General features: G+C 28.7%; 23 protein-coding genes, 1 tRNA gene and 1 pseudogene. 20 read left to right on the top strand and 5 right to left on the bottom strand.

Annotation, left to right across the window (positions count from 1 at the left end):
• A pseudogene (locus BR82_RS15425) lies at positions 1–284 on the top strand (hypothetical protein); the annotation flags it as partial.
• Positions 285–407: 123 nt separating this feature from the next.
• A complete protein-coding gene (locus BR82_RS0107840) occupies positions 408–1,445 on the top strand; it encodes an NAD(P)H-dependent amine dehydrogenase family protein (protein WP_027089741.1) in 1,038 nt (345 codons plus the stop codon).
• Positions 1,446–1,542: 97 nt separating this feature from the next.
• Here the strand turns inward: BR82_RS0107840 and BR82_RS0107835 are convergent.
• Positions 1,543–1,616 (bottom strand) — tRNA-Trp (locus BR82_RS0107835).
• A gap of 187 nt (positions 1,617–1,803) precedes the next feature.
• Here BR82_RS0107835 and BR82_RS0107830 point away from each other — a divergent pair.
• The 12 genes from BR82_RS0107830 to BR82_RS0107775 all read left to right on the top strand — a co-directional run bounded on the left by BR82_RS0107830 (position 1,804) and on the right by BR82_RS0107775 (position 12,989).
• On the top strand, positions 1,804–3,336 hold the full coding sequence (locus BR82_RS0107830) for a glycosyltransferase family protein (RefSeq protein ID WP_027089740.1): 1,533 nt from the start codon (positions 1,804–1,806) through the stop codon (positions 3,334–3,336).
• Positions 3,324–4,280: a glycosyltransferase family 2 protein gene (locus BR82_RS0107825; protein ID WP_034864441.1), complete on the top strand. Its 957-nt coding sequence runs from the start codon at positions 3,324–3,326 to the stop codon at positions 4,278–4,280. Before BR82_RS0107830 ends, BR82_RS0107825 begins: the two co-directional genes overlap by 13 nt.
• Entirely contained in the window at positions 4,270–4,674 is a 405-nt protein-coding gene (locus BR82_RS0107820) for a GtrA family protein (RefSeq protein WP_027089738.1), read from the top strand. The genes BR82_RS0107825 and BR82_RS0107820 overlap by 11 nt, the downstream gene beginning before the upstream one ends.
• Positions 4,675–4,731: 57 nt before the next feature.
• On the top strand, positions 4,732–4,863 hold the full coding sequence (locus BR82_RS16810; protein ID WP_081721185.1) for a spore coat associated protein CotJA: 132 nt from the start codon (positions 4,732–4,734) through the stop codon (positions 4,861–4,863).
• Entirely contained in the window at positions 4,863–5,144 is a 282-nt protein-coding gene (locus BR82_RS0107810) for a spore coat protein CotJB (protein ID WP_027089737.1), read from the top strand. The genes BR82_RS16810 and BR82_RS0107810 overlap by 1 nt, the downstream gene beginning before the upstream one ends.
• The gene (locus tag BR82_RS0107805) at positions 5,108–5,722 is read left to right on the top strand and encodes a manganese catalase family protein (RefSeq protein ID WP_027089736.1); all 615 of its coding nucleotides are present in this window, start codon (positions 5,108–5,110) and stop codon (positions 5,720–5,722) included. The genes BR82_RS0107810 and BR82_RS0107805 overlap by 37 nt, the downstream gene beginning before the upstream one ends.
• 149 nt (positions 5,723–5,871) lie before the next feature.
• Entirely contained in the window at positions 5,872–7,467 is a 1,596-nt protein-coding gene (locus BR82_RS0107800; RefSeq protein ID WP_027089735.1) for an ABC-F family ATP-binding cassette domain-containing protein, read from the top strand.
• Positions 7,468–7,518: 51 nt separating this feature from the next.
• Positions 7,519–8,280 carry a nitroreductase family protein gene (locus BR82_RS0107795; protein WP_027089734.1) on the top strand — a complete coding sequence of 254 codons (762 nt, stop codon included), beginning with the start codon at positions 7,519–7,521 and terminating at the stop codon, positions 8,278–8,280.
• An 85-nt stretch (positions 8,281–8,365) separates the two neighbouring features.
• Positions 8,366–8,794: a MarR family winged helix-turn-helix transcriptional regulator gene (locus BR82_RS0107790; RefSeq protein ID WP_027089733.1), complete on the top strand. Its 429-nt coding sequence runs from the start codon at positions 8,366–8,368 to the stop codon at positions 8,792–8,794.
• A gap of 48 nt (positions 8,795–8,842) precedes the next feature.
• Positions 8,843–10,576 carry an ABC transporter ATP-binding protein gene (locus BR82_RS0107785; protein WP_027089732.1) on the top strand — a complete coding sequence of 578 codons (1,734 nt, stop codon included), beginning with the start codon at positions 8,843–8,845 and terminating at the stop codon, positions 10,574–10,576.
• On the top strand, positions 10,569–12,431 hold the full coding sequence (locus BR82_RS0107780; protein WP_027089731.1) for an ABC transporter ATP-binding protein: 1,863 nt from the start codon (positions 10,569–10,571) through the stop codon (positions 12,429–12,431). Before BR82_RS0107785 ends, BR82_RS0107780 begins: the two co-directional genes overlap by 8 nt.
• 84 nt (positions 12,432–12,515) lie before the next feature.
• On the top strand, positions 12,516–12,989 hold the full coding sequence (locus tag BR82_RS0107775; RefSeq protein WP_147590228.1) for a GNAT family N-acetyltransferase: 474 nt from the start codon (positions 12,516–12,518) through the stop codon (positions 12,987–12,989).
• A 23-nt stretch (positions 12,990–13,012) separates the two neighbouring features.
• On the opposite strand, the gene nrdD is transcribed toward BR82_RS0107775, so the two are convergent.
• From nrdD to BR82_RS0107755, 4 genes are all read right to left on the bottom strand, one after another.
• Entirely contained in the window at positions 13,013–13,291 is a 279-nt protein-coding gene (gene nrdD, locus BR82_RS0107770) for an anaerobic ribonucleoside-triphosphate reductase (RefSeq protein ID WP_027089729.1), read from the bottom strand.
• Positions 13,292–13,525: 234 nt separating this feature from the next.
• Positions 13,526–15,766, bottom strand: a complete 2,241-nt coding sequence (locus BR82_RS0107765) for an ABC transporter permease (protein ID WP_027089728.1) — start codon at positions 15,764–15,766, stop codon at positions 13,526–13,528.
• 4 nt (positions 15,767–15,770) lie between these two features.
• Positions 15,771–16,646 (bottom strand): ATP-binding cassette domain-containing protein, encoded by an 876-nt coding sequence (locus BR82_RS0107760; protein ID WP_027089727.1) that lies wholly within the window; start codon positions 16,644–16,646, stop codon positions 15,771–15,773.
• Positions 16,647–16,747: 101 nt separating this feature from the next.
• The gene (locus BR82_RS0107755; protein ID WP_027089726.1) at positions 16,748–17,413 is read right to left on the bottom strand and encodes a LytR/AlgR family response regulator transcription factor; all 666 of its coding nucleotides are present in this window, start codon (positions 17,411–17,413) and stop codon (positions 16,748–16,750) included.
• 754 nt (positions 17,414–18,167) lie between these two features.
• Between BR82_RS0107755 and BR82_RS0107750 the strand changes: the two genes are divergently transcribed.
• The 6 genes from BR82_RS0107750 (at position 18,168) to BR82_RS0107720 (ending at position 23,534) form a co-directional block, all read left to right on the top strand.
• Positions 18,168–18,620 carry a thioredoxin family protein gene (locus BR82_RS0107750; RefSeq protein WP_027089725.1) on the top strand — a complete coding sequence of 151 codons (453 nt, stop codon included), beginning with the start codon at positions 18,168–18,170 and terminating at the stop codon, positions 18,618–18,620.
• 341 nt (positions 18,621–18,961) lie between these two features.
• Entirely contained in the window at positions 18,962–19,495 is a 534-nt protein-coding gene (locus tag BR82_RS0107740) for a hypothetical protein (RefSeq protein ID WP_027089723.1), read from the top strand.
• Positions 19,496–20,917: 1,422 nt separating this feature from the next.
• Positions 20,918–22,438, top strand: coding sequence for a DUF3502 domain-containing protein (locus BR82_RS0107730; RefSeq protein ID WP_027089721.1), 1,521 nt, complete (start codon positions 20,918–20,920; stop codon positions 22,436–22,438).
• A gap of 329 nt (positions 22,439–22,767) precedes the next feature.
• Complete coding sequence (locus tag BR82_RS17045; protein WP_154659610.1) at positions 22,768–22,917, top strand: hypothetical protein; 150 nt, start codon at positions 22,768–22,770, stop codon at positions 22,915–22,917.
• Between the two features lie 247 nt (positions 22,918–23,164).
• Entirely contained in the window at positions 23,165–23,305 is a 141-nt protein-coding gene (locus BR82_RS17040; RefSeq protein WP_154659609.1) for a hypothetical protein, read from the top strand.
• Positions 23,306–23,336: 31 nt separating this feature from the next.
• On the top strand, positions 23,337–23,534 hold the full coding sequence (locus BR82_RS0107720) for a hypothetical protein (RefSeq protein WP_027089720.1): 198 nt from the start codon (positions 23,337–23,339) through the stop codon (positions 23,532–23,534).
• The last annotated feature ends 947 nt before the right edge of the window (positions 23,535–24,481 follow it).

Genomic DNA, 24,481 nt, shown 5'->3' with positions numbered 1-24,481 from the left:
AAAGGCTAGAGGAATACAAAGAAAACTATCTAATGTGGACATTGAATGATGAAATACCATTTACTAATAACACAGCCGAAAGAGGATTGAGGTCAAGCAAGACAAAGATGAAGGTATCAGGGCAATTCAACAATATGAAGAGTGCGCAATACTTTGCAAGGATCAAGAGCTACATTGAAACAGGACATAGACATGGGATAGGAAGTTATAGACTGATAGAAGCAGCACTCGAAGGTAAGCCATATACAATTGAACAAATGAAAAAGCATAACGAATTTGACTAGAAAAAGGTTATGCTTTTTTGAGTACTGTTATTTATACTGTGAATAGTAACAAAAATAGACCTACAAATACTTGACTTTATGGTAACCATAAAGTTTATACTAAAAGTATCGGAGGTAATTAATATGAACAAAGAAAAAGTTAGAGTAGTTCAATATGGATGCGGAAAAATGGCAAAATATATTATTCGTTATCTATACGAAAAGGGTGCAGAAATCGTAGGTGCGATCGATGTAAATCCTGAGGTTGTCGGTAAAGATGTTGGTGAGTTTGCCCAGCTTGGATTTAATCTGGGGGTCACTATCAGTGACGATGCTGATAAGGTTTTGGATGAATGTGATCCTGATATTGCAGTAGTTACATTATTTAGTTTTGTCGAAGACTGTTATCCACATTTTGAAAAATGTGTAAGTCGGGGAATTAACGTTATTACTACATGTGAAGAAGCAATTTATCCATGGACGACCGCTAGTAAACTCACTAATAAATTGGATGAACTTGCCAAAGAAAATGGATGCACTATCGTTGGTTCTGGAATGCAGGATATGTATTGGATCAATATGATCGGTGCAGTAGCTGGTGGTGTTCATAAGATCAAAAAAATCGAGGGTGCAGTTTCTTATAATGTTGAAGATTATGGTTTAGCTCTTGCCAAAGCTCATGGGGCTGGTTTTACGCCAGAACAGTTTGAAAAAGAATTAGCTCATCCAGAAACTTTGGAACCTTCTTATGTATGGAATTCGAATGAAGCACTATGTAATAAAATGGGCTGGACAATAAAATCACAGACTCAAAAATGCGTTCCTTATTTCTATGATCATGATTTGTATTCAGAAACTTTGCAGGAAACTATTCCTCAAGGTAATTGCATTGGAATGTCAGCAGTAGTAACAACAGAAACATTCCAGGGACCAATAATAGAAACACAATGTATTGGGAAAGTATATGGACCTGATGATGGTGATATGTGTGATTGGAAAATCATTGGTGAACCAGATGTCACTTTTTATGTTGAAAAACCAGCTACTGTAGAACATACATGTGCAACGATCGTTAATCGTATTCCTTCAGTTTTATTAGCTCCAGCAGGATATATAACGGTTGAAAAATTAGATGAATTAGAATATTTATCATATCCAATGCATTTGTATTGTGATGAATAATGGTTTAAAAAAAATTATATTAAAAAAACTAACAGCGAATATCTGTTAGTTTTTTTGATAAATAAAAAACGGCTATTTAAGCCGTTTATTTATATCCTGGCAGAGGTAGTAGGAGTCGAACCCACATCAACGGTTTTGGAGACCGGTATTCTACCATTGAACTATACCTCTATTTCCAACTGCTTTACTATAATAACATAACTTTGTAAACTTGTAAATAAAAAAATAAAATGTTTTAAAAAATAGATGTTTGTCGTAAAAAAAATCTTAAGAAAATCATAAGATTTTTATTATTGAATGAGTATAAATCATGGTTTATAATAAACAACGTATGTTTTATAACTAAGGGAGTGTAATCATGAATGAAAAACTATCTATAGTGATAAATAAATTGGGACATTGTTTAGGAACTGTTTTATTGCTGTGTGTAATTGTGACAGTTATGATTTATTTTTGGATCGGGGGTGTCTACTTTAGTTCTTATAATTTGGATAATAAATACAATATACTTATTGTTCCTGTAATGATTATCTTAGTTTTTGTTTTAATGTATTTTTTGTATAAAAAAATAAAGCAGATCGATTTAGAAGATAAAAAGAAATATTACTTGATTATAACTATTATTGCGATCGTAATTGGAGGGTTGCAATTATATAGTGTTTATGCTGTTAAAGTTGAGCCAAGCTGGGATTTTGGTGTAGTTCATCGTGAAGCTATTCGGTTAGCGACGGGGAAAAGTCAAATTACTAATATCTCTTATTTTAGTACTTATACAAATAATAACTTAATGTTATTAATGTTGACAGGAATATATAAGATTTTAGGCTGTTTTCATATTAGTGATTATGTAACTGCAAGCTGTCTTGTTAATATATTGATGATTGATATCCCACTAGTAATTAATTATTTTAGTGTAAAAAGATTGTTTAATCGTAATATGGTTATTATGTATATGATTTTAACCATGTTTTGTTTGCCTATCTATACTTATGTGCCAATCTTTTATACTGACACATATCCGATGATTTGGGGTTCGTTGATTGTTTTATTATATATAAAAATGAATCAAACTACTAAGGTTAAAGAAAAATATGTTGAAGCGGTGTTGATTGGTATTTGTGCGTTAATTGGCTTTGAATTAAAAGCAACGATCTTGATCTTGTTAGTCGCTGTTATTTTACATTATTTATTTACAAATAAAGGGATAAAAAAGCTAGTTATTATTGGTTTGGTAGGGGTTTCATTTGTTACTTCGATGACTGCATATAATAAGATGATCGATAGCACAGGTCTTTTTAATGATTTAGATTATGAAGCAGAGGCTTTACCGTATGTTCATTGGATAATGATGGCCCTAAATAAAACAGGAGGATTTAATCGTCAAGATTATAATTACTCTAAGTCGATCATTGGAAAAGAGGCTAAGCAGGAAGCAGCAATTAAAATGATTGATAAAAGATTAAATGATTATGGTTTTAGTGGTTTAATTAAACATTTGGGAACTAAAATAAATTATACTTATGGTGATGGAACATATTACTCTGTTTCCTTATTAGCTCGTAAACCATTAAATATAGATTCATTGGGCTATAATTTATTAGCAAAAGATGGAAAATATATAAATAAAACGATATATTTAGCGAATAGTTATAATATTTTTATTTTAGTAATGCTTATGTTATCAATGGTTAGTGGTTTTAGAAAAGAAAAATTAGATTTATTAAGTTTTCTTAGAATTTTATTATTTGGCTTAATGTTATTTTTATTGATTTGGGAATCTAAACCAAAGTATTTGGTGAATTTTTTACCAGTATTTAATATTTTAGTTTTAGATGGAATAATATTTTATGAAAAAATGATAAAGAAGGGAAAATTATTATGGATACATTAGCAATCGTGGTACCTTGTTACAATGAACAAGAAGTTCTTGCAACGACAATCAAACAATTAGAACAGTTAATTATATCATTGATTGAAAAAGGAAAAATAGCTAAAGAAAGTTATGTTATTTATGTAAATGATGGTAGTAAAGATAATACCTGGCAGATTATTGAAGATAATTTTAAGCTTTTTAAGCATTTACAAGGGTTAAATTTAGCAGGTAATGTCGGACATCAAAATGCGTTACTTGCAGGATTGCATCATGTAAGTGATAAATGTGATATGGCAATATCAATAGATGCCGATCTTCAAGATGATATTAATGTGATTGAACAAATGATAGATAAATATTATCAAGGCTGTAATATTGTTTATGGTGTTAGAGATGATCGCAGCAGTGATACTGTATTTAAACGAGTTACTGCCCAGTCTTTCTATCGCGTAATGCACTTTTTAGGAGTGAAGTCTGTTTATAATCATGCTGATTTTCGTTTACTGGACAAACGCGCTTTACAGTTTTTGAAAGAATACCCAGAAAGAAATTTATTTTTAAGAGGAATGGTTACGTTACTTGGCTTAAATACTGATTGTGTATATTATTCGCGTAAAGAAAGAATGGCTGGAGAATCAAAGTATCCATTAAAAAAGATGCTTTCATTTGCTTTTGATGGAATAACTTCTTTTAGTATAAAACCAATCACAATGATTTTATTATTAGGACTTATAATTATGTTTTGTTCTATTTTAGCAATCATCTACACGTTATTTTCTTACATAAGCGGTCATAGTGTCGCAGGCTGGGCCTCATTGATGATTTCGATATGGTTTTTAAGCGGCGTACAGTTGTTTGGAATTGGTTTGATTGGTGAATATGTTGGTAAAGTATATATCGAAGTTAAAAGACGTCCACGTTATCATGTTGCAAACTGGTTAGGTGAAACGAATGATCAATAAATATTATCAAAAATATCGAGAAGTGATCTTATATTTAGTGTTTGGTGCTGGAACGACATTTGTTAATATAATCGTATATTATATATGTGGACATGGATTTAAGCTGGCTGTTTCTTTAAGTACGATAATTGCTTGGGCTTTATCAGTGCTTTTTGCATATGTTACTAATAAGATATGGGTATTTAATTCTAGTAGAAATAAATTTAAAGAGATTTTAATTGAATTTACTCGTTTTGTAGGTTGTCGTTTAACGACGGGATTACTTGATTTAATAATTATGGTGGTATTTTGTACCTGGTTAGGTTTTAATGATTTGATAGTTAAAATTGCTTCTAATGTTTTAGTGATCATCATGAATTATATTTTTAGTAAATTAATCATTTTTAAGGGATGATAATAACCCAGGCTAAATCTAATTTTATTCATATGGTAGAGTAGAAGGAGGAATAAAATGAATAAATTGGAATTAGCGATTTCATCGATCAAATATCAAAAGTTTAGAAAAATATATCCTATTATGAAAGCTTTTCATACAGGAACGATCTTTGAAGAATTGGACTTACCATGGGGTGAGCTTCAATAATGAATAACAATGATTTATTAATGCAAATCATGATGCTGGATTTTGCTGTTCAAGAAGCTTCATTATTTTTAGATACCCATCCTTGTGATGAAGAAGCAATGAGATATTTTAATGAAGCCGCAACACGTTTGAACAACGCTAAAAAAGAATATCGTAAACAGGGAAATGTTTTAACTAATCGGGAATTAGATGCTTACCAAAACGGTTATTTAAAGGCTCCTTGGCCATGGGAAGGTGACAGAAAATGTGGTTGTATGAAAAACGCTTGCAATATCCAGTAAATATTACAAAGCCTGATGCTAAAGCTGCTGCCGTAATCATCGATCAATTGGGTGGTCCTGATGGTGAATTGGCTGCAGCCCTTAGATATATCTCACAGCGTTATACGATGCCTTATCCAGAAATACAAGCATTGTTGACGGACATTGGGACTGAAGAACTAGCTCACGTTGAGATCATTAGTGCTATTTTATATCAATTAACTACAGATTTAACGATTGATGAAATCAAGGCTCAAGGATTTGATAAATATTTTGTTGATCATACGTTAGGAATCTATCCTCAAGGTGCCAGCAATGTACCATTTACAGCTGCATACTTCCAGTCTAAAGGTGATCCGATTACAGATTTAACTGAAGACATGGCAGCTGAACAAAAGGCGCGGACGACTTATGATAACATTTTGGCGCTTGTTGATAATGAAGAAGTTAGAAAACCAATTCGTTTTTTAAGAGAACGGGAAATCGTTCATTATCAAAGATTTGCAGAAGCTTTAGAATTAGTGAAAAAACGTTTAGATTCACAAAATTATTATAAATATAATCCCGCATTTACAAATGGTAAAAAAAGATGTAATTAAATATAAAAGAGATGTTATATTAAAAATATGACATCTTTTACATATATCAAATTTTATTTGCTTAAAATTAAGTGAAATAATAAATTATATTGATTTAATCATGACTTTATGACATAATAATATGACTTTAATAAAAAGGAGTTATAATAATGATATCTACACAAAATATATCTTTAAGATATGGCGATAGAGCTTTATTTGAAAATGTTAGTGTTAAATTTACAGAAGGAAACTGCTATGGAATCATTGGAGCTAACGGTGCTGGTAAAAGTACTTTTTTAAAAATATTAGCAGGTGAAATTGAACCTAATAAAGGTGAGGTTATTTTAGAACCCAATAAACGTTTATCCGTTTTAAAACAAGATCACTTTGCATATGATGAAAAAGGTGTCGTGGAAACTGTAATTATGGGTAATAAGCATCTTTATGAAATCATGCAAGAAAAAGAAAAGTTATATGCAAAGCCTGATTTTAATGATGAAGATGGAATTAGATTAGGTGAACTTGAAGGTGAATTTGCAGAAATGGATGGCTGGAATGCGGAAGTTGATGCAGAAATTCTATTAAATGGTTTAGGAATCACAAATGAATTACATGAATTGAAAATGAAAGAATTAGATGGTAATCAAAAAGTTAAAGTATTACTTGCTCAAGCTTTGTTTGGTAATCCAGATGTTCTTTTATTAGACGAACCGACTAACCATTTAGATTTAGATAGTATTCGCTGGTTAGAAAATTTTTTGATGAATTTTAAAAATACTGTTATCGTTGTTAGCCATGACCGTTATTTTTTAAATAAAGTTTGTACTCATATTGCCGATATTGATTATTCAAGAATCCAATTATATGTTGGTAACTATGATTTTTGGTATGAATATAGCCAATTGCAATTACAGCAGGCTAAAGACCAAAATAAAAAAGCTGAAGCTAAGAAAAAAGAATTAGAAGAATTTATTGCTCGTTTTAGTGCTAATGCTTCTAAAGCCAAGCAGGCGACATCTAGAAAAAAATTATTAGATAATTTAGAAATGGTGGATATAAAACCATCACTTCGTCGTTATCCTTTTATTGCCTTTAAACCGGGACGTGAAGTTGGAAATATTGTTTTAAAAGTAGAAGGTTTATCTAAAACAGTTGATGGTGTGAAATTGTTGAATAATGTTAGTTTTTCAATTAATCCTAAAGACAAAGTGGCATTTGTTGGTGATGTAAAAGCAACAGAAGTGTTTTTTAAGATCATTATGGGAGAAATTGAACCTGATGAAGGAACGTTTCAATGGGGTGTAACGACTTCACAATCATATTTTCCTAAAGACAATTCAAAGTTTTTTAATGACTGTGATCTATCTTTGGTAGACTGGCTGCGTCAATTTTCAGTTAAAGATGAATATGAACAAGATTTACGGGGCTGGCTGGGAAGAATGTTATTCTCTGGTGAAGAAGCACTTAAAAAAGCTTCTGTCTTATCTGGGGGCGAAAAGGTTAGATGTATGCTGGCTAAAATGATGATGGCTGAAGCTAATGTTTTAGTTCTTGATGAGCCAACTAACCATCTTGATTTGGAATCGATTCAGGCTTTAAATCAAGGATTGATCAATTTTAAAGAAAATATTTTATTTACTAGTCATGATCATCAATTTGTACAGACGATTGCTAATCGAATCATCGAATTTAATGAAAATGGTATTTTAGACCGTTTATCAACCTATGATGAATATCTAGAATATAAAGAAAATAACAAGTAGGTCATTGTACTACTTGTTTTTTCTTGTATAATATTTACAAGGAGGAGCAATATGAATAGTACAATTAAAGAATTATTTGAACGAAAATCGGTTAGGGTTTATAAAGACAAAGAAATTGAACCAGAAAAAAAACAGTTAATATTGGAGTCAGCTATTCAAGCACCAACAGCTGGAAATATGACTTTATATTCAATTATCGATATACAGGATCAAGAAATTAAAGATAAACTGGCTAAATCTTGTGATAATCAGCCATTTATTGCAAAAGCACCATTAATATTGATTTTTGTTGCCGATTACCAAAAATGGTATGATGCATTTAAATATTATCATGGTAATGAAAAGGTCAGAGAACCGTCTTATGGCGACTTTTTATTGGCTTATAGTGATGCGCTGATTGCAGCACAAAATGCTGTTGTTGCTGGTGAAAGTATGGGAATCGGCAGCTGTTTTATTGGTGATATCATTGAACAGTATGAATATCATCGGGAGTTATTAAATTTACCACAATATTGTGCACCTGTTGCCATGTTAGTGATGGGATATCCTACTGATCAACAAAAAAGAAGACCAAAACCAGTACGCTTTGATTCTAAATTTATTGTAAGTACTGATAAATATGAAAGATTTTCATCAGAAAAATTAGTTGCAATGTTTGATGATCGCGCAATTAAAGCTAATAAAACAAGTGGTGGTAAGGGATATATTGATGATATTTATAACCGTAAATGGACTAATCCGTTTATTGAGGAGATGACCCGCTCATCTAAATTATGGTTTGAACAATGGGGAAAAGACGATGAAGAATCTTAGGATTCTTTTTCTTTTATTTAAAGGTTGACATTTTGTTCATTATGAATATAATATATAGCATGCTATCTATTTAAGGAGGTATACAATGCCTAATAAAAAAACTGGATTTTTAATTAAACAAGTTCATATTCTTCATGAACAGTATTTAAATAAAAAATTTGAACATTTTGGTTTAACAGCTGCACAAACTTTTACATTAGTTAGTTTGTTTAAAGCTCGAGAAAAAAATGAAAAATTAAATCAAAAAGATCTTGAAAGAATATTAGATATTTCGAATCCTACAGTAACTGGAATCTTAAACCGTTTAGAAGCAAAAGGATTAATTAAACGGGTGACTTGTAAACATGATGCGAGAATTAGATATATTGAAGTTACTAAAAAAGCTATTGAATTAGATAAGGAAATTCAAAAAACTTTTAAAGAAGCAGAAGAACAGCTGATTAGTTCTTTAACTCCAGAAGAAATAGATAGATTAAACGAATATCTAATAAGAATATTAAGAAATGCTTCTTAATATATTTTGATTCAATTCATAGTACACCATATACGAGGAGGTATGTAAATGTTAAAAACACTTATAGCTCAAATTAAAGAGTACAAAACAGCTACTATTTTAACACCGTTATTAGTTATTATAGAGGTTATTTTAGAAGTTTTAATTCCGTTTTTAATGTCCATGATCATCGATCAAGGGATATCTGTAAGAGACATGAATATGGTCGTTAAATTAGGAATTATAACATTATTAGCATCTTTTGTTTCTTTAGCAGCTGGAAGTCTAGCAGGAAAATACGCAGCTAAAGCTTCAACAGGATTTGCTAAAAATTTAAGAAAAGCAATGTATTACAATATTCAGGATTTCTCTTTTGCAAATATTGATAAATACTCGACAGCTGGTTTAGTTACTCGTATGATGACCGATGTAACAAATGTTCAAAATGCTTTTCAAATGATTATTAGAGCATGTATTAGAGCACCATTAATGATGATCTCTGCGATGGTCATGGCTTTTACGATCAATGTTAAAATTGCCTTTGTATTTGTGATTGCAATTATCTTTTTAGGAATTGTATTAACGTTTTTTATGACACGGGCTCATCCTTATTTTAAAAAGGTGTTTAATACTTATGATGATTTAAATGCTTCGGTTCAGGAAAATGTTAATGGAATTAGAGTTGTTAAAGCTTATGTTCGTGGTGATTACGAAGATGAAAAGTTTAAAAAGACATCATCTTTAATATATAGATTATTCGTAAAAGCTGAAAATTATTTAGTTTTTAATCAGCCATTAATGCAATTGACAGTATATGCATGCATTATTGGAATTTCCTGGGTTGGAGCACATTTAATTGTTGGTGGCAGTTTAACTACCGGTGAGCTCACTAGTTTATTTACTTATGTGATGATGATTTTAATGAGTTTGATGATGTTTTCAATGGTTTTTGTTATGGTAGTTATGTCAATTGCTTCAGCACAGCGTATTTGTGAAGTAATAAATGAAAAATCAACGCTGCATAATCCAGAAAAGCCTGATTATGAAATTAAAGATGGTTCAATTGATTTTAATAATGTAAGCTTTTCATATTATGATGATGAAGAAGAAATTAGTTTAAGAGATATTAATGTGCACATTAAATCAGGACAGACTGTTGGAATCATTGGGGGAACAGGTAGTGCTAAGTCAACTTTTGTGCAATTGATTCCAAGATTGTACGATACGACTTGTGGTGAGGTACTTGTTGGCGGTAAAAATGTCCGTAATTATGACTTGGAAACATTACGAAATGAAGTTGCTATGGTATTACAAAAGAATGTCTTATTTTCTGGAACAATCAAAGAAAATCTTCGCTGGGGTAATAAAAATGCTACTGACGAAGAAATTATGGAAGCTTGTAAGCTGGCTCAGGCTGATGAATTCATTCAGCGTTTTCCAGATAAATACGATACTTATATTGAACAAGGAGGAACGAATGTATCAGGGGGACAGAAGCAAAGATTATGTATAGCTAGAGCTTTGCTTAAAAAGCCAAAGATCTTGATTCTTGATGATTCTACTAGTGCTGTTGATACTAAAACAGATGCTTTGATTCGTAAAGCTTTTAAAGAAGTTATTCCTGGAACTACTAAGCTGATTATCGCGCAACGTATTAGTTCGGTTGAAGATGCTGATTTAATTATTGTCTTAGATGATGGAAAAATTAGTGCTATGGGTACTAATGATGAATTATTAGAAACTAGTGATATTTATCGTGAAATTTTTGAAACCCAAAAGAAGGGAGGAACTTTAAGTGAATAATAATCGTGGAAAAACAATGAAAAGATTATTCGATTTTGTTATTTCTAGACATCGTAACGCTTGTATAATAATACTTTTGTTAATTATTATTAGTAGTGTAGCTAGTGTTATGGGATCAATCTTTATTAAGAGTTTAATTGATGATTATATTACTCCTTATCTTTATACAGCTAACCCGGATTTTAATCCGTTACTAAATGCTATTTTAAAAATGGCTGCTATATATGCAATTGGTGTTATTGCTACCTATACATTTAATAAATTATTAATTAATGTATCTCAAGGTTCATTAAAGGAAATTAGGGATACAATGTTTGAACATATGGAACAATTACCAATTCGTTATTTTGATACCCATAATCATGGTGATATTATGTCTATTTATACTAATGATACGGATACTTTAAGACAAATGATCTCACAAAGTATACCCCAAGTAATTGTTTCGGCAACGACGATCATTTGTGTTTTTGTTTCGATGCTGGTGATGAGTATACCACTTACGATCATTAGTGTTATTATGGTTTGTGTGATGCTTGCTGTTTCTAAACATGTAACTGGTAAAAGTGGTAAGTATTTCTTCGCTCAACAAACTAATTTAGGTAAAGTTAATGGTTTTATTGAAGAAATGATGGAAGGACAAAAGGTTGTTAAAGTCTTTACTCATGAAGAAGAAGCAAAGATCGACTTTGATAAAGTTAATGAAGAATTGTTTGAGAGTGCTTATGAAGCTAATAAATATGCTAATATTTTAATGCCTTTGATTGGAAATTTAGGATATGTAAGTTATGTCTTAGTAGCGGTTGTTGGTGGTGTCTTAGCAATCAATGGTTATATGGATCTAACCGTAGGAACCCTTGCTTCCTTCTTACAATTAAACCGCTCATTCAATCAGCCGATTAGTCAGATTTCCCAGCAAATCAATATGGTTTTAATGGCTTTAGCTGGGGCTGAAAGAATCTTTGCTTTAATGGATGAAGAAATTGAAGTCGATGAAGGTCATGTTACTTTAGTAGATGCTAAAGAAAATGAAGATGGAACTTTATCACCAGTAAATTACCGCACCGGTATCTGGGCTTGGGAACATAAACGTCCTGATGGTTCAATTGAATATGTTCGTTTAGCCGGAGATGTTCGTTTTCATGATGTAACCTTTGGTTATAATGATAATAAGACAATTTTATATGATATGAACTTATTTGCTAAACCTGGTGAAAAGCTTGCTTTCGTTGGGGCTACAGGAGCTGGTAAGACAACGATCACTAATTTAATTAATCGTTTCTATGATATCCAAAAAGGATCGATTACTTATGATGGTATTGATATCAAATTAATTAAAAAAGCTGATTTAAGAAGATCTTTAGGAATTGTATTACAAGATACGCATTTATTTACTGGAACGATCATGGATAACATTCGTTATGGAAAACTAGATGCAACTGATGAAGAATGTATTGCTGCAGCTAAGCTAGCTAATGCTCATGAATTTATCATGCATTTAGAACATGGGTATCAAACAGTTCTTAGCGGTGATGGTTCAAGTTTATCTCAGGGTCAGTGTCAGTTATTGGCAATTGCTAGAGCAGCAGTCGCTAACCCGCCAGTATTGATTTTGGATGAAGCAACATCAAGCATTGATACACGTACTGAAAGTATCGTTCAAAGTGGAATGGATAAATTAATGGAAGGGCGTACTGTATTTGTAATTGCCCATCGTTTATCAACGATCAAAAATTCTGATGTGATCATGGTTCTTGATCAAGGAAGAATCATTGAACGTGGTGATCATGATAAGTTAATAAAAGAAAAAGGAACTTATTATCAGTTATATACAGGTGGTTTAGAATTAGATTAAGATATGGATAGGCTAATGCCTATCCATTATTGTTAAAGAAATAAATTAATGGTACAGTATAAGTGAATGAAAGGATATGATGTGATGGAATTAACATTTAGATATGCTAATAGTAATGATACAGCATTGATCTTATATTTTATTAAGGAATTAGCAAAGTATGAACAGATGCTTGATGAAGTTATTGCTACTGAAGAATTATTGAATGAGTGGTTATTTGTAAAAAAGAAAGCTGAAGTAATTTTTGCTTTGATAGATGGAAAAGAGATTGGTTTTGCTTTGTTCTTCCATAATTTTTCGACTTTTTTAGGACGCTCAGGGATATATTTGGAGGATTTATATATCAAACCTGAACATCGTGGCAAAGGTTATGGTAAAGCTTTGTTTAAACAGCTGGCTAAAATAGCAGTTGAACGAAAATGTGGTCGCTTAGAATGGTGCTGTTTAGATTGGAATCAGCCAAGTATTGATTTTTATTTATCATTAGGTGCTAAAGCAATGGATGATTGGACAGGATATCGAATTACTGGAGAAACATTAAAAAAATTAGGAAAATAAAAAAACTACATTTCGTAGTTTTTTTATGCATGTTTGACACGATCTTTTTCTTCAGCTGCTTTAGCATCATTAAAACGATCAAGTGTTCCAACTAAATAACCTGTGATTCTTCTGATTCTTTCAAAATTTTGGGGCTGGAAAACATAATCCAAATCAACTTCATCTCCATCAATTGAAATTGTAAGAGATTTTAATGTTTCGTTAGGAAACTTATTTTCCAAATATTTTATATATGCTTGAATTTCCTCTTCATCCATATAACCATTTTTTACTTTTACTTGAACATTGTTAAAATCTTCCATTTTATTATCACCTCAAAAACATTATAGCAGTTTAAAAACTATTTAACATCTAAAATGCATCATTACAGCCAATAACAAATAATCATAAAGATGATCATTGAAAGAATGATCGAAAGAACCTGGTTTATTTTTTTAAACATATATTTCATGCTATCACCACTATATTATATGAATGTAATAATGATATTAGTCATAACATTGAACTAAGTGATCTTATTATAAAAACGAAATCTTTTAAAATAGATTTCGTTTTTTGCCTTTATATAAAATAATAAATACAATAATAAATAAGATAACTATATAGAAGAAAGAAAATTCATTGATAATAAAATTTCCAGAAAATAAACTATTTAAAGATATATAATTTATAAATGAAATATCAATGATTCCAATTCCTAGAGGTAAAACAAAGATACTGCAAAGTAATAATAAAGCAAGATAAGTGTTTTTTAGTATTTGAGAAATTATAAAAGTAAATCTTGCTGTGATATAAGCCATAGATAATCTTAAGCCATAAAGTAAAATAATTTGACAAATTAGGGGCATAGAAAAATTTGTTTTGGCTAATTCAGGAATGGCTTGATTAGAGGTAAATAGATAAGTTAAACCGTAACGTTGTAAGAGGATAAATAATTGTGGAATATAGGTAATAAAAGTGCATAAGGTCGTAATAATAAAACATACTTTCCATTTTTCTTTAAATACTTCTTTTTGGCCGCTTTTTTGGACATTGATCAGCTGTATCATGCCTGAAGAATATTCATTTGCAATCAATGGGGTAAATAGAATAATAATAGTTAGAGTTAAAAATAAACTTAAAGTAAAATCTGTTTTATAGCCAGTATAGCTTTTAGCAAATAATTCTAAATATCCAGTTTCATAAATAATTGGGTAGTTGGGATGTTTCACTATATAATCTACACGTTCTAAAACTTTTTGAAAAGCATGTTCACTAATTAGTTGACCTGAAATGTAGTTGGTAATTGCATTTTTTTCGTTTTCTGAGATTTTACCAGACTGAAAATCATTTTCAGCCTGCAAGTTTTGTTGATGGAGTTCTTCAAAACGAAGTGTTTCTTTTTCAATGATTTTTTGTTTTTCTTGATCATAGGGACCTTCTAATATCTTCATATAATTTTGATAATAATATTCATCAGTTGTGACATCATAGTTTAGATTGATTGTAAACCATGAAACAGCAATACTAAATAGCACTAATATGATAAGTCCTTTTTGGATGATAAATAATTTATAACATTCATGGTAAAAGATACTTACATTTGTTTTGAATCTTTTTTTTCTATTTAAATGAAATGATTTTAAAGTATCGGCAGTTTTATTTTTAGAAAATAAATAGATATTTAAAAATATAAATAACAACAATAAGATGATCGTAATAAACCAAAAGATATTTATAATATTAATAGGATAACTGAGAATATTAAGATTTAAATAATTTTGATAGATGGGATTGACAAGGAGATAAGGAATAATATTGATATGTTTTAAAAGGCTGAAGTTTGAACTGGCGGGTATTGCTAAATAGAAAGTAAGCGCTAAGCCTAATAAAAGAATAGTTAAAATATATATTTCAATCGTTCTTTTTGATATTAATGTTATGAATAAAAATATCATTGCTAATAATGAGTAAATACATATTTTTGATAAAAAGAATATAAGTAAGTATTGTCCAGATGAAATAGCTAATGTAGAAGTTGTGAAACTAGTAATTGATTGAATACTTACTGATAAAGGAATGGAACCATATTTTAAGTAATTTATAAAGATATTGCTGCCCCAAAATAATAATACTGTTAAAATCGTTGTAAAGAGAATGACAGAAGTTTTAGCACGAATCAAGCCGGTTCGCCCTTCTTTAGTGGATTTTAATAAAAAGAAAAGCTGGTGTTCTTTTTCATAGATGAGAAGGGTACTGATAATAAAGAAAATAAATATCAGTGCTAAAAGATCAGTAGGAATAAAATCGATAATATTTTCAAATGCTTTAACATTAGTAAAAGTTAGTTTTACATCATCTAATGACTGATAATCATTTATGGTTTTGCTGGCATCCCTTTTTTGAAAATCACTTTGATTTTTAAAAATAGCTATTTTTGATTCTTGAGCACTTTGTTTTATTGCAATGCGTAGTTCAGGATAAGAAGTTAATGTTTTCCATTGATTACGATAGTTATTAAATAGTTCCATTTCTCCCATAAAACTATTCGTATATTTATAATTATCAATATTATTAGACATCACAGCTTGATAATATTCATCAATATATTCACCTTTTTGTTCATCATTTAAACTACTGATTTTATTGTAGCTTTTTTGATAAGCAGCACTACTATAATATTTATTAGGATTAGTTGCTAATAATAGACCGATATTTAATAAAAGGGCAATAATAAGTATCAGGATACATGTTTTATTTTTAAAGATTTTATAGAATTCTTGCAAAAATATTGACATTATATTAGTCCTTCATTTCATCACTGAAATAATATAAATAGACATCTTCAAGATTTGCAACAGCTTCAATATATTGATATTGAAGAGGTTTTTGATTCGCTAAAATCCGTACTAATAAACCATTTGCCTGTTGTGAAATATTGCTGATAAGAAATTCACCTTGTACTTTTTTTAATTCCTCTTCCTGAATCGATAACTCAAAGACTTTTCCTTGGATAGTTTTACAAAATTCTAATGGTGAGCAATGGTCTAACAGTTTGCCGTTTTTTATAAGAATGACTTCTTTAGCGATATGTTCAATATCAGATACTACATGTGTAGCAAATAAAACGATTTTTTCTCTTGCTATTTTAGAAATAATATTTCTGATTCGAATCCGTTCTTTAGGATCAAGCCCAGCTGTAGGTTCATCTAAAATGATGATTTTGGGTTGATTCATGATTGCCTGGGCAATAAGGATTCTTTGCTTCATTCCACCTGAATATTGTCCTAAAAGACGATGCGCATCATCCTGTAAATTTACTATTTTTAAAACATTTTCGATTTCTATCTTAGCTGTTTTAGCATCCATCCCCTTTAAAGCAGCCATATAATTTAAAAACCGATAGGCATTAAATTGTTCATATAATTCCTGCTGCTGAGGCATATAACCTAAAATAGCTCGATAATCTTTTTTTAAATCATTAATATTTTTACCATTATATAAGATCTTTCCTTTATTTGGTTTTAAATTGCCAGTTAATAAATTAATAAGGGTCGACTTACCAGCACCATTAGATCCTAGTAGAGCATAAATTCCTGGGGTCAGAGTGAGATTGATGTCATTTAGAGCTAATAAACTGCCATATGATTTTGTCAGCTGTTGGATTTCTAATTTCATAGTCTACCTCCATATCTAACTAATTTATTTTCACTATAGCATAAAAAAAGGAAAAATTATTAGTTTTCCCTTTTAATGGTTAGATATCCAATTAAACGGTATTAAAAGTTTTTTTCATAAAAAGCTTTTAATACTAAACTCTTTTTACGACGACTGATTTCAAACAAACAATTAACTTCTTTTAAACAAAGCTGATTATTAAATATTTTTAAAATCTTCTTTTTATTAATGATCACGCTACGATTAATACAAATAAAATCATTTCCCAAAACTCTTAATAAACTTTTTAAAGTTTTATTTTTGATTATTGCTTGTCTATCATCAAATATTACCGCAATATTCATATCACCTAAATACATACAATAGATTATACTATCAGTTTTTATTTCAAGCATTTCACCATCTATTTTTAAATCAATATGATGTTGATTTTTGATTCTTGTAAGCATCTTTGCAACACTTTCAACTAGTTCATCTTCTAAATTATTTTTACTGACAAAACCATAGACATTAGGTCCAAATGCTTCTTTATAACGATGATTATGACTAGTCACAAAAATTATTTTTTTATCTTCATTAGCTTTTGCATAATCGATCCCATCATAATCTGGCATATCAATATTCAAGATCATAAAATCAAAATCTTGATCAATTTCATTTATTGAGTTATATGTAAATGTTCTAAGACAATCAAACTCTAATAATAATATATTTTTTATTTTATCACAAAATATTTGTTCATCATCTATTATTCCCACAGTAATCATTTTTCTTTATCCCTCAATCTCTCTTTATATTATTAAAATTCCGTTCCCCTTATATAATAGCATTAAATCAAATAAGAGTAAAATAAAAGATAATATTTTTAAATAAATAACTTTTAAAATCAGAAAATTAATGTATTTAATTATAATAATAAGACTGTTCTAAAACACCTATACTATATTAATATTTAATAATTTGTTTCTTATAGTAGATGTAAATATTATATTTTATATAAGATACTACCATTTAATGGGAAATTTAACCATTAAATAGGGAAATCAATAATAGCTTATTTTATTGTGTTATAGTAAAGATAAGAAAAGAGATAGTAATAAAAATTAATAATATATTAGGAGAAATTTTCATTATATAAATATAGAATTAAATAATTTTGGTAATTAATAAAACATGTTTCATTAATTAAATAGATAGGAAGGGAGTGAAAATGTTTATATCAAGATTAATGGAGTATGATAACATTATTTTTATTAAATTAATAAAAAGTATTACACATGATTAATTGTGTAAAGGTAATAAGAATAATTGATGTCAATAGGATGATATGTTTAGCTTATATAGTTATAATGAAAAAATTTATTTTTGTTATGAATTTTTGCTTATAGGTCTATTATTGGATAATATTTAACAGCTATATATTATATCTATCATTATAGAAAAGAGAGTTAATAAAAATAAATTAATTATTAGATAGTTTAAATATTCTTTATTAATAACTTAAAATGGAGGGGAAAACAAATGAAACTTAAAAGAAATTGGTTTGTTTTAGTATTGTTGATGCTGATGGTTGTTGGTTGTAATTCAAATAAACAAAATAAACAAAATGAGGCAAATAAAGATAATGAAATAATAGAATTAAATGAAAAGGGGGAACTTGAAAAAATAGTAAATGGATATGTATATTTTTCAATGACAGATTGTCCGTTATGTTTAGAAATATATCCTTTAGTCAAAGAAGAAATAAAAAAATATGATGATAAAGTGTATTATTTTGATATAAAGAAAATGTTAGATAATAAAATTTATACAAGCGAAGAACTCCAAGAAATATGCATTAGATATAATGTTAGGGTAACTCCAACGATTATAAAAACTAAAAATGGAGATGAGGTTTCTAGGTTTCCATCGAACTATGATCAAGAGATAGAAGAATTATCCAGTGAATTAAAAGACTTTTTAAAGGAAAAATAGTAATGAAAAAAGAAAATTATTTAAAATTTCATAAATTTAAAAAAATAGCATTTATCTATATTATATTAATTCCCTATTTCTTTCAGGAAAGAAATAGAATAACATTTATTTGTTTTAGTTTACTGTTTTTTATAGAAAGATTATTTTATATGTGCTATATGGAAGATGATTTTTCAAAGACAAAAAAATATTTTACCCATTAGTGGCTATACTTTATATTGTTTCTTCAATATATGGGGCTATTGAATTATTTGGCTTAATTTAATTCTATATTTGGAATGTATTAAAACAGCCAAGCTTATTACCGCATAGATTTAAAATGCGGAGAAAAGGAGGATAATATGAGAAGTTATTTAAAGCTATATCAATCTTTTGTAATTTTATTAGTTGCTGTTGCTATGGTTATTGGAATGTTTGGATTTAGTATACCAGTAGAAGCAAAAGAGTTTAGACATCAATATGAAACTGAAATGATTGATCCAGTTTATGATGAAAATGGTGAACTAATTGAATTTACTCTTGTCTTAAAAGATGCTGATCCTGCTTTATTGGAACAATTATATAAAGAAGTTGAAGAAAGAGATATTAATTTAATGACCGCACAGATGAATGAAAATGGAATTGTACCTTTAGCTTCATCAGGAAGAGGCACTTATAAATTTTCATTAGGTGTATGTGATGTTATTGAAGCTTTAACAGGGTATAGTTGTGCAAGCATAGCTAGATATATTGGGTTAGAGTTAGTTAATGGATGGTATATGTATAATGGCAAAAAATATACTGGAACATGGCAGGTTACTCGTGGATATATTCCAGGATGTGAGCCAAGACATTCAGAAGGATGCTTTAGAACAACTTATACAAAAATAGCATAATTAAAAATGAAATATACATTCCTAAATATATTAAAAATTAAATTTTGTCAGAAATGCAATATACGAGAGCTGTTATAAAAAATAAACAGCCCTTTGATGATTTGATATATATGATATAAAACTAGATGGTGAAAGATTATTCTGATAGTTTTGCACTACTAACTGTTAGCCAAAAAAGGTATTCTATAAACTGAAGTTTAACAGTATGGTAAAATATAAGATGTAAAAATAGTGAGTATGTTGATTAAAGTGATATGTCTTATTGTAAAAAGTTTTAGGAATGTGATATTTGTAGTAGCCTAAATTATAGAAGAAAATATAATAATAAAGAATATTGTTATTTTTAAGTTTTATATGGAGAAGTATAATAAATTTCAATTTATCTTATCATTTAATTAAATTAATGATTGTTTAATGTGAAATTTAAAAATTTTCTTGAATATCCATAATCAACAGGTTGATACATTCAAAATATATACTATCTGTTTATGACTAGTAAGGAATGATCTCTGGATGTATTCTTTCACTTTGTCCATCATATGTTTGCCTGTATATCTATGGTTAAAACGGTATTCTTGCTCATTCATAAATAACGGCATTTCTCGTTTTGTTATACCATGATATATACTTGTTATATTGTTTTAATATTGCCGATGATGGTATTCAACCATTTCAATCTATAATCAGGTTCGTTATAGTTGATTTTTTCATTTTGACCTGAATCTGTTTTTTGAGAATATTGAATCCTTTTTCACCATAGCCTCATAAAATGAACTTTCAAGCAGTTTTTGTGAATTACTTAATGACATAAGTATTCTGCTTTTTGTTTCTAATAATAAGGTAAATTTATAGGTAGCATCTAGATGAAACATTAAAGTTATCGCACTTATTCTCTTGTTTTTATTGAAATAAGGAATATATCTAAAAGAAGCTTATAAAGATCGAGCCTGTAGCTTTGAAAAATAGTATCAGATAGTAGAGAATGCAGCTTATGATATTTTTTACATTCTAAGACATAAGATACTTTAGTTTTACTAACACGTTTAATGAGCCAGTATTTATGGCATTGGCATTTATTGCAAGAAAAATCGCCAGGCCATTTCATATAAAGACATTTTTTAGATTTAAGAATTTTATAAGACATATCCTCCATCTAATGTAACTATATTAATTGTACATCAAAAGGAAAATTCATGATTTCTACGTTTTGTATGTTGCCCCTAAAAAGCAGTGTTAAAATCAAAAAATATATAACCTGTGGTTTATGGGGATTCAAGAAAACTTTTATTTTTTCATGTCCTTTAGAAATTAAAAGATGGTTAGATGTTATATACAAATATTTAGGGAAACATTCATTCTAAAGAGGATGAAGAGAGATAGTTATTAATATAAAATTATTATAATGAAAGGGAGGATGAAATAATGAGGAAACGATTACTATTTATTTTAACTTTATTATTGTGCCTGCAAATAACAGCTTGTACACAAAATAATAATACAAGAACAGATAATATAGATAAGAAAACGGTCGTATGGAGGATTGAAGATCCTGGTAGTATGGCTTCTTTAGGTGATGGATTAATTGAAACATGGGAGGAACCTCTTAATGAATTATTAAAGGAAAAGGGAGCAGCTTATCAAGTTAAAATCATGACTTTTAATACTCAAGAAACAGATAATAAAATAAATGAATTAAAGGAATTAAAAAAAGATGGTAAACAAACCGATCTTGTATCAATGATCTTTGCATCTTATAACGATACGGAAGTGGAGCCTTGGAATAATACATATAAATGTACAGTTGATAATAAACTGCTTATGAATTTAGATGAATGGAAAGAAAAAAATAAAGAAATATTAGAAAAAGTATTAGTGCCCTATGATTTTGAACTCTCAAAAATTGATAATAAGTTATATGGCATTTCAAGTCATGTTCCTACTACTAATGGTTTTATGTATAATAAAAAGATGTTAGATGAATACGGAATTAATATAGAAGATATTAAGGGGAATATATTTGATAATAATGAATTGTTGATACAGGCAAAGAAAAATAATGGGAATATTCCAATTCAATTTATAGGATTTGATACTAGTGTGACAGGCTTATGGGTCGTACCCCCAACAAATAATTTGGCATGGAAAAAAGGTGAAGGTTTTATTTCTTTGAGTCGATCAACGGAGTATAAAAATTTATTAGCTAATTATTCGTCATTAAAACAGCAGGGTTTGCTTGATCAGGATCTTTCTAAAAACGGCGTTGTTCCTTTTGTTACAGCATCCACAATGAGTAAACGAGATCCATTTGAAGTCAATATGGCTTCTCGCTCTATGCCAGAGACAAAAGATGATTTTGTTATTATCCCTAATCAATCTACACCAAATATGGAATTGTATTGGGGAGATAATAAAACGTCAATTGCATCTTGGTCAGAAAATGTTGAAAATGCCGAAGATTTTCTTTTGAAATTATTTACAGATAAGGATATTGCAAATCTTATTCAATATGGTATTAAGGATCAGGATTACACCCTTGATGAAGACAATCATATTACTGTAACTACTAAAAACAGTGGATTAGCTATATTTGGATATCAGTTTACAAACCCTAAAATCACTTATTCTTCAGATTTTGAAGAAGATGATAAAGTCAGTTACTCTAACTGGTTTTATTCAACATATGGTGATAATTTTCCTAAAGGCTTCAGATTTGATCCAATTCCAGTTTTAAATGAAATTAATGCTACTAATAAAATAATGACAGGAGATTTCATTGATGAATTTCAAGAAAGTGAATGGATGAATAAAATAGCTAAATTAGAAATAAAAGATCTAGATATATTCTTAAAAGATATGAATAGAGAATTAGATAAAGCCGGAATGCAAAAGATAGTTGATGAAGCCAATCACCAATACCAGGAGTGGTTAAAAGAAGCTGAATAAGATGTAGCATAAATTAAAAAAATCATCATTTTTATGGTCTTGAGCATTGTTTTTATAGGTGGCTGTAGTACAAATATATATGAACAGTTTGGAACATTAGAATTTTCAATGAAAGATGGCTTTTATCATACAAAGAATAGTGGTTATTTATATTTTTTTGATTATGAAAGTTGTATGCAGTAAAGCTAATTATAAAATGGAAGCAGAATTAAAATAAAATTTTTAATTGTCTCTCATTTAGTATCAAATATTATGATAAATATCTAATCAGTTTTTATTTCAAGCATTTCACCAGTTATTTTTAAATCAATATAAATCATATTAATAAGATGATTTTTAAAAGTTATGACCGTTCGATTGGATATCAAACCATTAAATGGGGAAATGAACAATATCTTTATTTATTATGTTATAGTAAAGTAAGAAAAGCAGCTAAAAGAAATGATGCTTCTGTTTATTATATGAATAAGTTATGGTAACGTTAAATAGTTTTAATTTCATCAGATAGGTAAGGAGGGAAAATAAATTAAAGAAATGATAAGAAAGTAATCAAATATGAATTTGAAGTATCAAAAAGCATTATGAGCTAATTAATGAAGTTAGATAGAAAAGATAGAAATTATGTTAAAACACATATCTCAAGTATTAGCTGTTTACTCACTAGATGTTCATTGATCATTACTAACACCCCTATTAATGTTGTTGCAAAGTAGAGTTGTTTTAAAAATGTTAGGAACATCAGCAAAACCAAAGGCACGTTATGAGCTGACTGGTAGATTTATTCAGGGTTATATTCCAGGGTGTGAGCCAAGACATTCAGGACCTTGTAATACTGGATATTGGGAATATAAAGTAGTGCCATTATAATATTATTAAAGATGTAAAGGAGGTTGTGTAAATGAAAAAAAATAATATTTTAAATATATTATTGCTAGTATTCTCCTTTATTTTCATTATCCTTATACGTTATTTATATGAAAATAATGCTATCAATAACTGGCTTGCTTTTATTTTAATGATTGGAATAATTATAATTTTAAATTACTCTTTAATAAAAAGAATAGTTATTAAAATCAAAAATAAAATTAAAATTTAATTTAAAAGTGTGAAAAGTATTTAGAATCTTATGAGCTGTAACGATTTGTTTACAGCTTTTTTTACTGAGATTATCTTTTATCAATTAGTGATAAAAGATTATTGCAGCTGATGAAAATAGGATTTATTTAAATTATATTTATTTTGAGTAAACAAATTTTAAAGATGTTAATGAAAATTATGGGTATGATATTTAATTCTAAAAAATCACATCAATATTAGATGATAGAGATATTGTGAAAGGACAACTTGTGAGAGATACATTATTGACAGTTGAAACAAAGTATATAAATGAAAAAGAAGCAAATAGTGAAAAATTTTTCACAGTTATGTACCAAAATAAATAATTAATTTTTAATAATGAAAAGTGGATATATCTAGATCATAAAACGCAAGAAATCATTATATAAGTCATTTAAAAGATGAAAAAATGAATATGATCCGCTTTTATTAGTAGTCATACTATGATTAATAAAATAAAATTTTTAATTGTTTCTCATTTAGTATCAAATATTATGCTAGATATCTAATTAGTTTTTATTTTAAGCATTTTATCAGTTATTTTTAAATCAATATAAATCATATTAATAAGATAATTTTTAAAAATTACGACCGTTCGATTGGATATCAAACCATTAAATGGGGAAATGAACAATATCATTATTTATTATGTTATAGTAAAGGTAAGAAAAGCAGCTAAAAGAAATGATGCTTCTGTTTATTATGTAAATAAGTTATGGTAACGTTAAATAGTTTTAATTTCATCAGATAGGTAAGGAGGGAAAATAAATTAAAGAAATGATAAGAAAGTAATCAAATATGAATTTGAGGCATCAAAAAAATTTCTTTTTGTTATGTTTTTTACTTATTATTGTAAGTAATGTGTAGTTATTATATTTTGGGACAACGGGAATGAGTGATAGTAAAAAAGAAAATAATTTGAAATTA

The organism is Thomasclavelia saccharogumia DSM 17460, assembly GCF_000686665.1.
GTDB lineage: Bacteria > Bacillota_I > Bacilli_A > Erysipelotrichales > Coprobacillaceae > Thomasclavelia > Thomasclavelia saccharogumia.
This window is presented reverse-complemented; position numbering and strand designations above follow the sequence as displayed.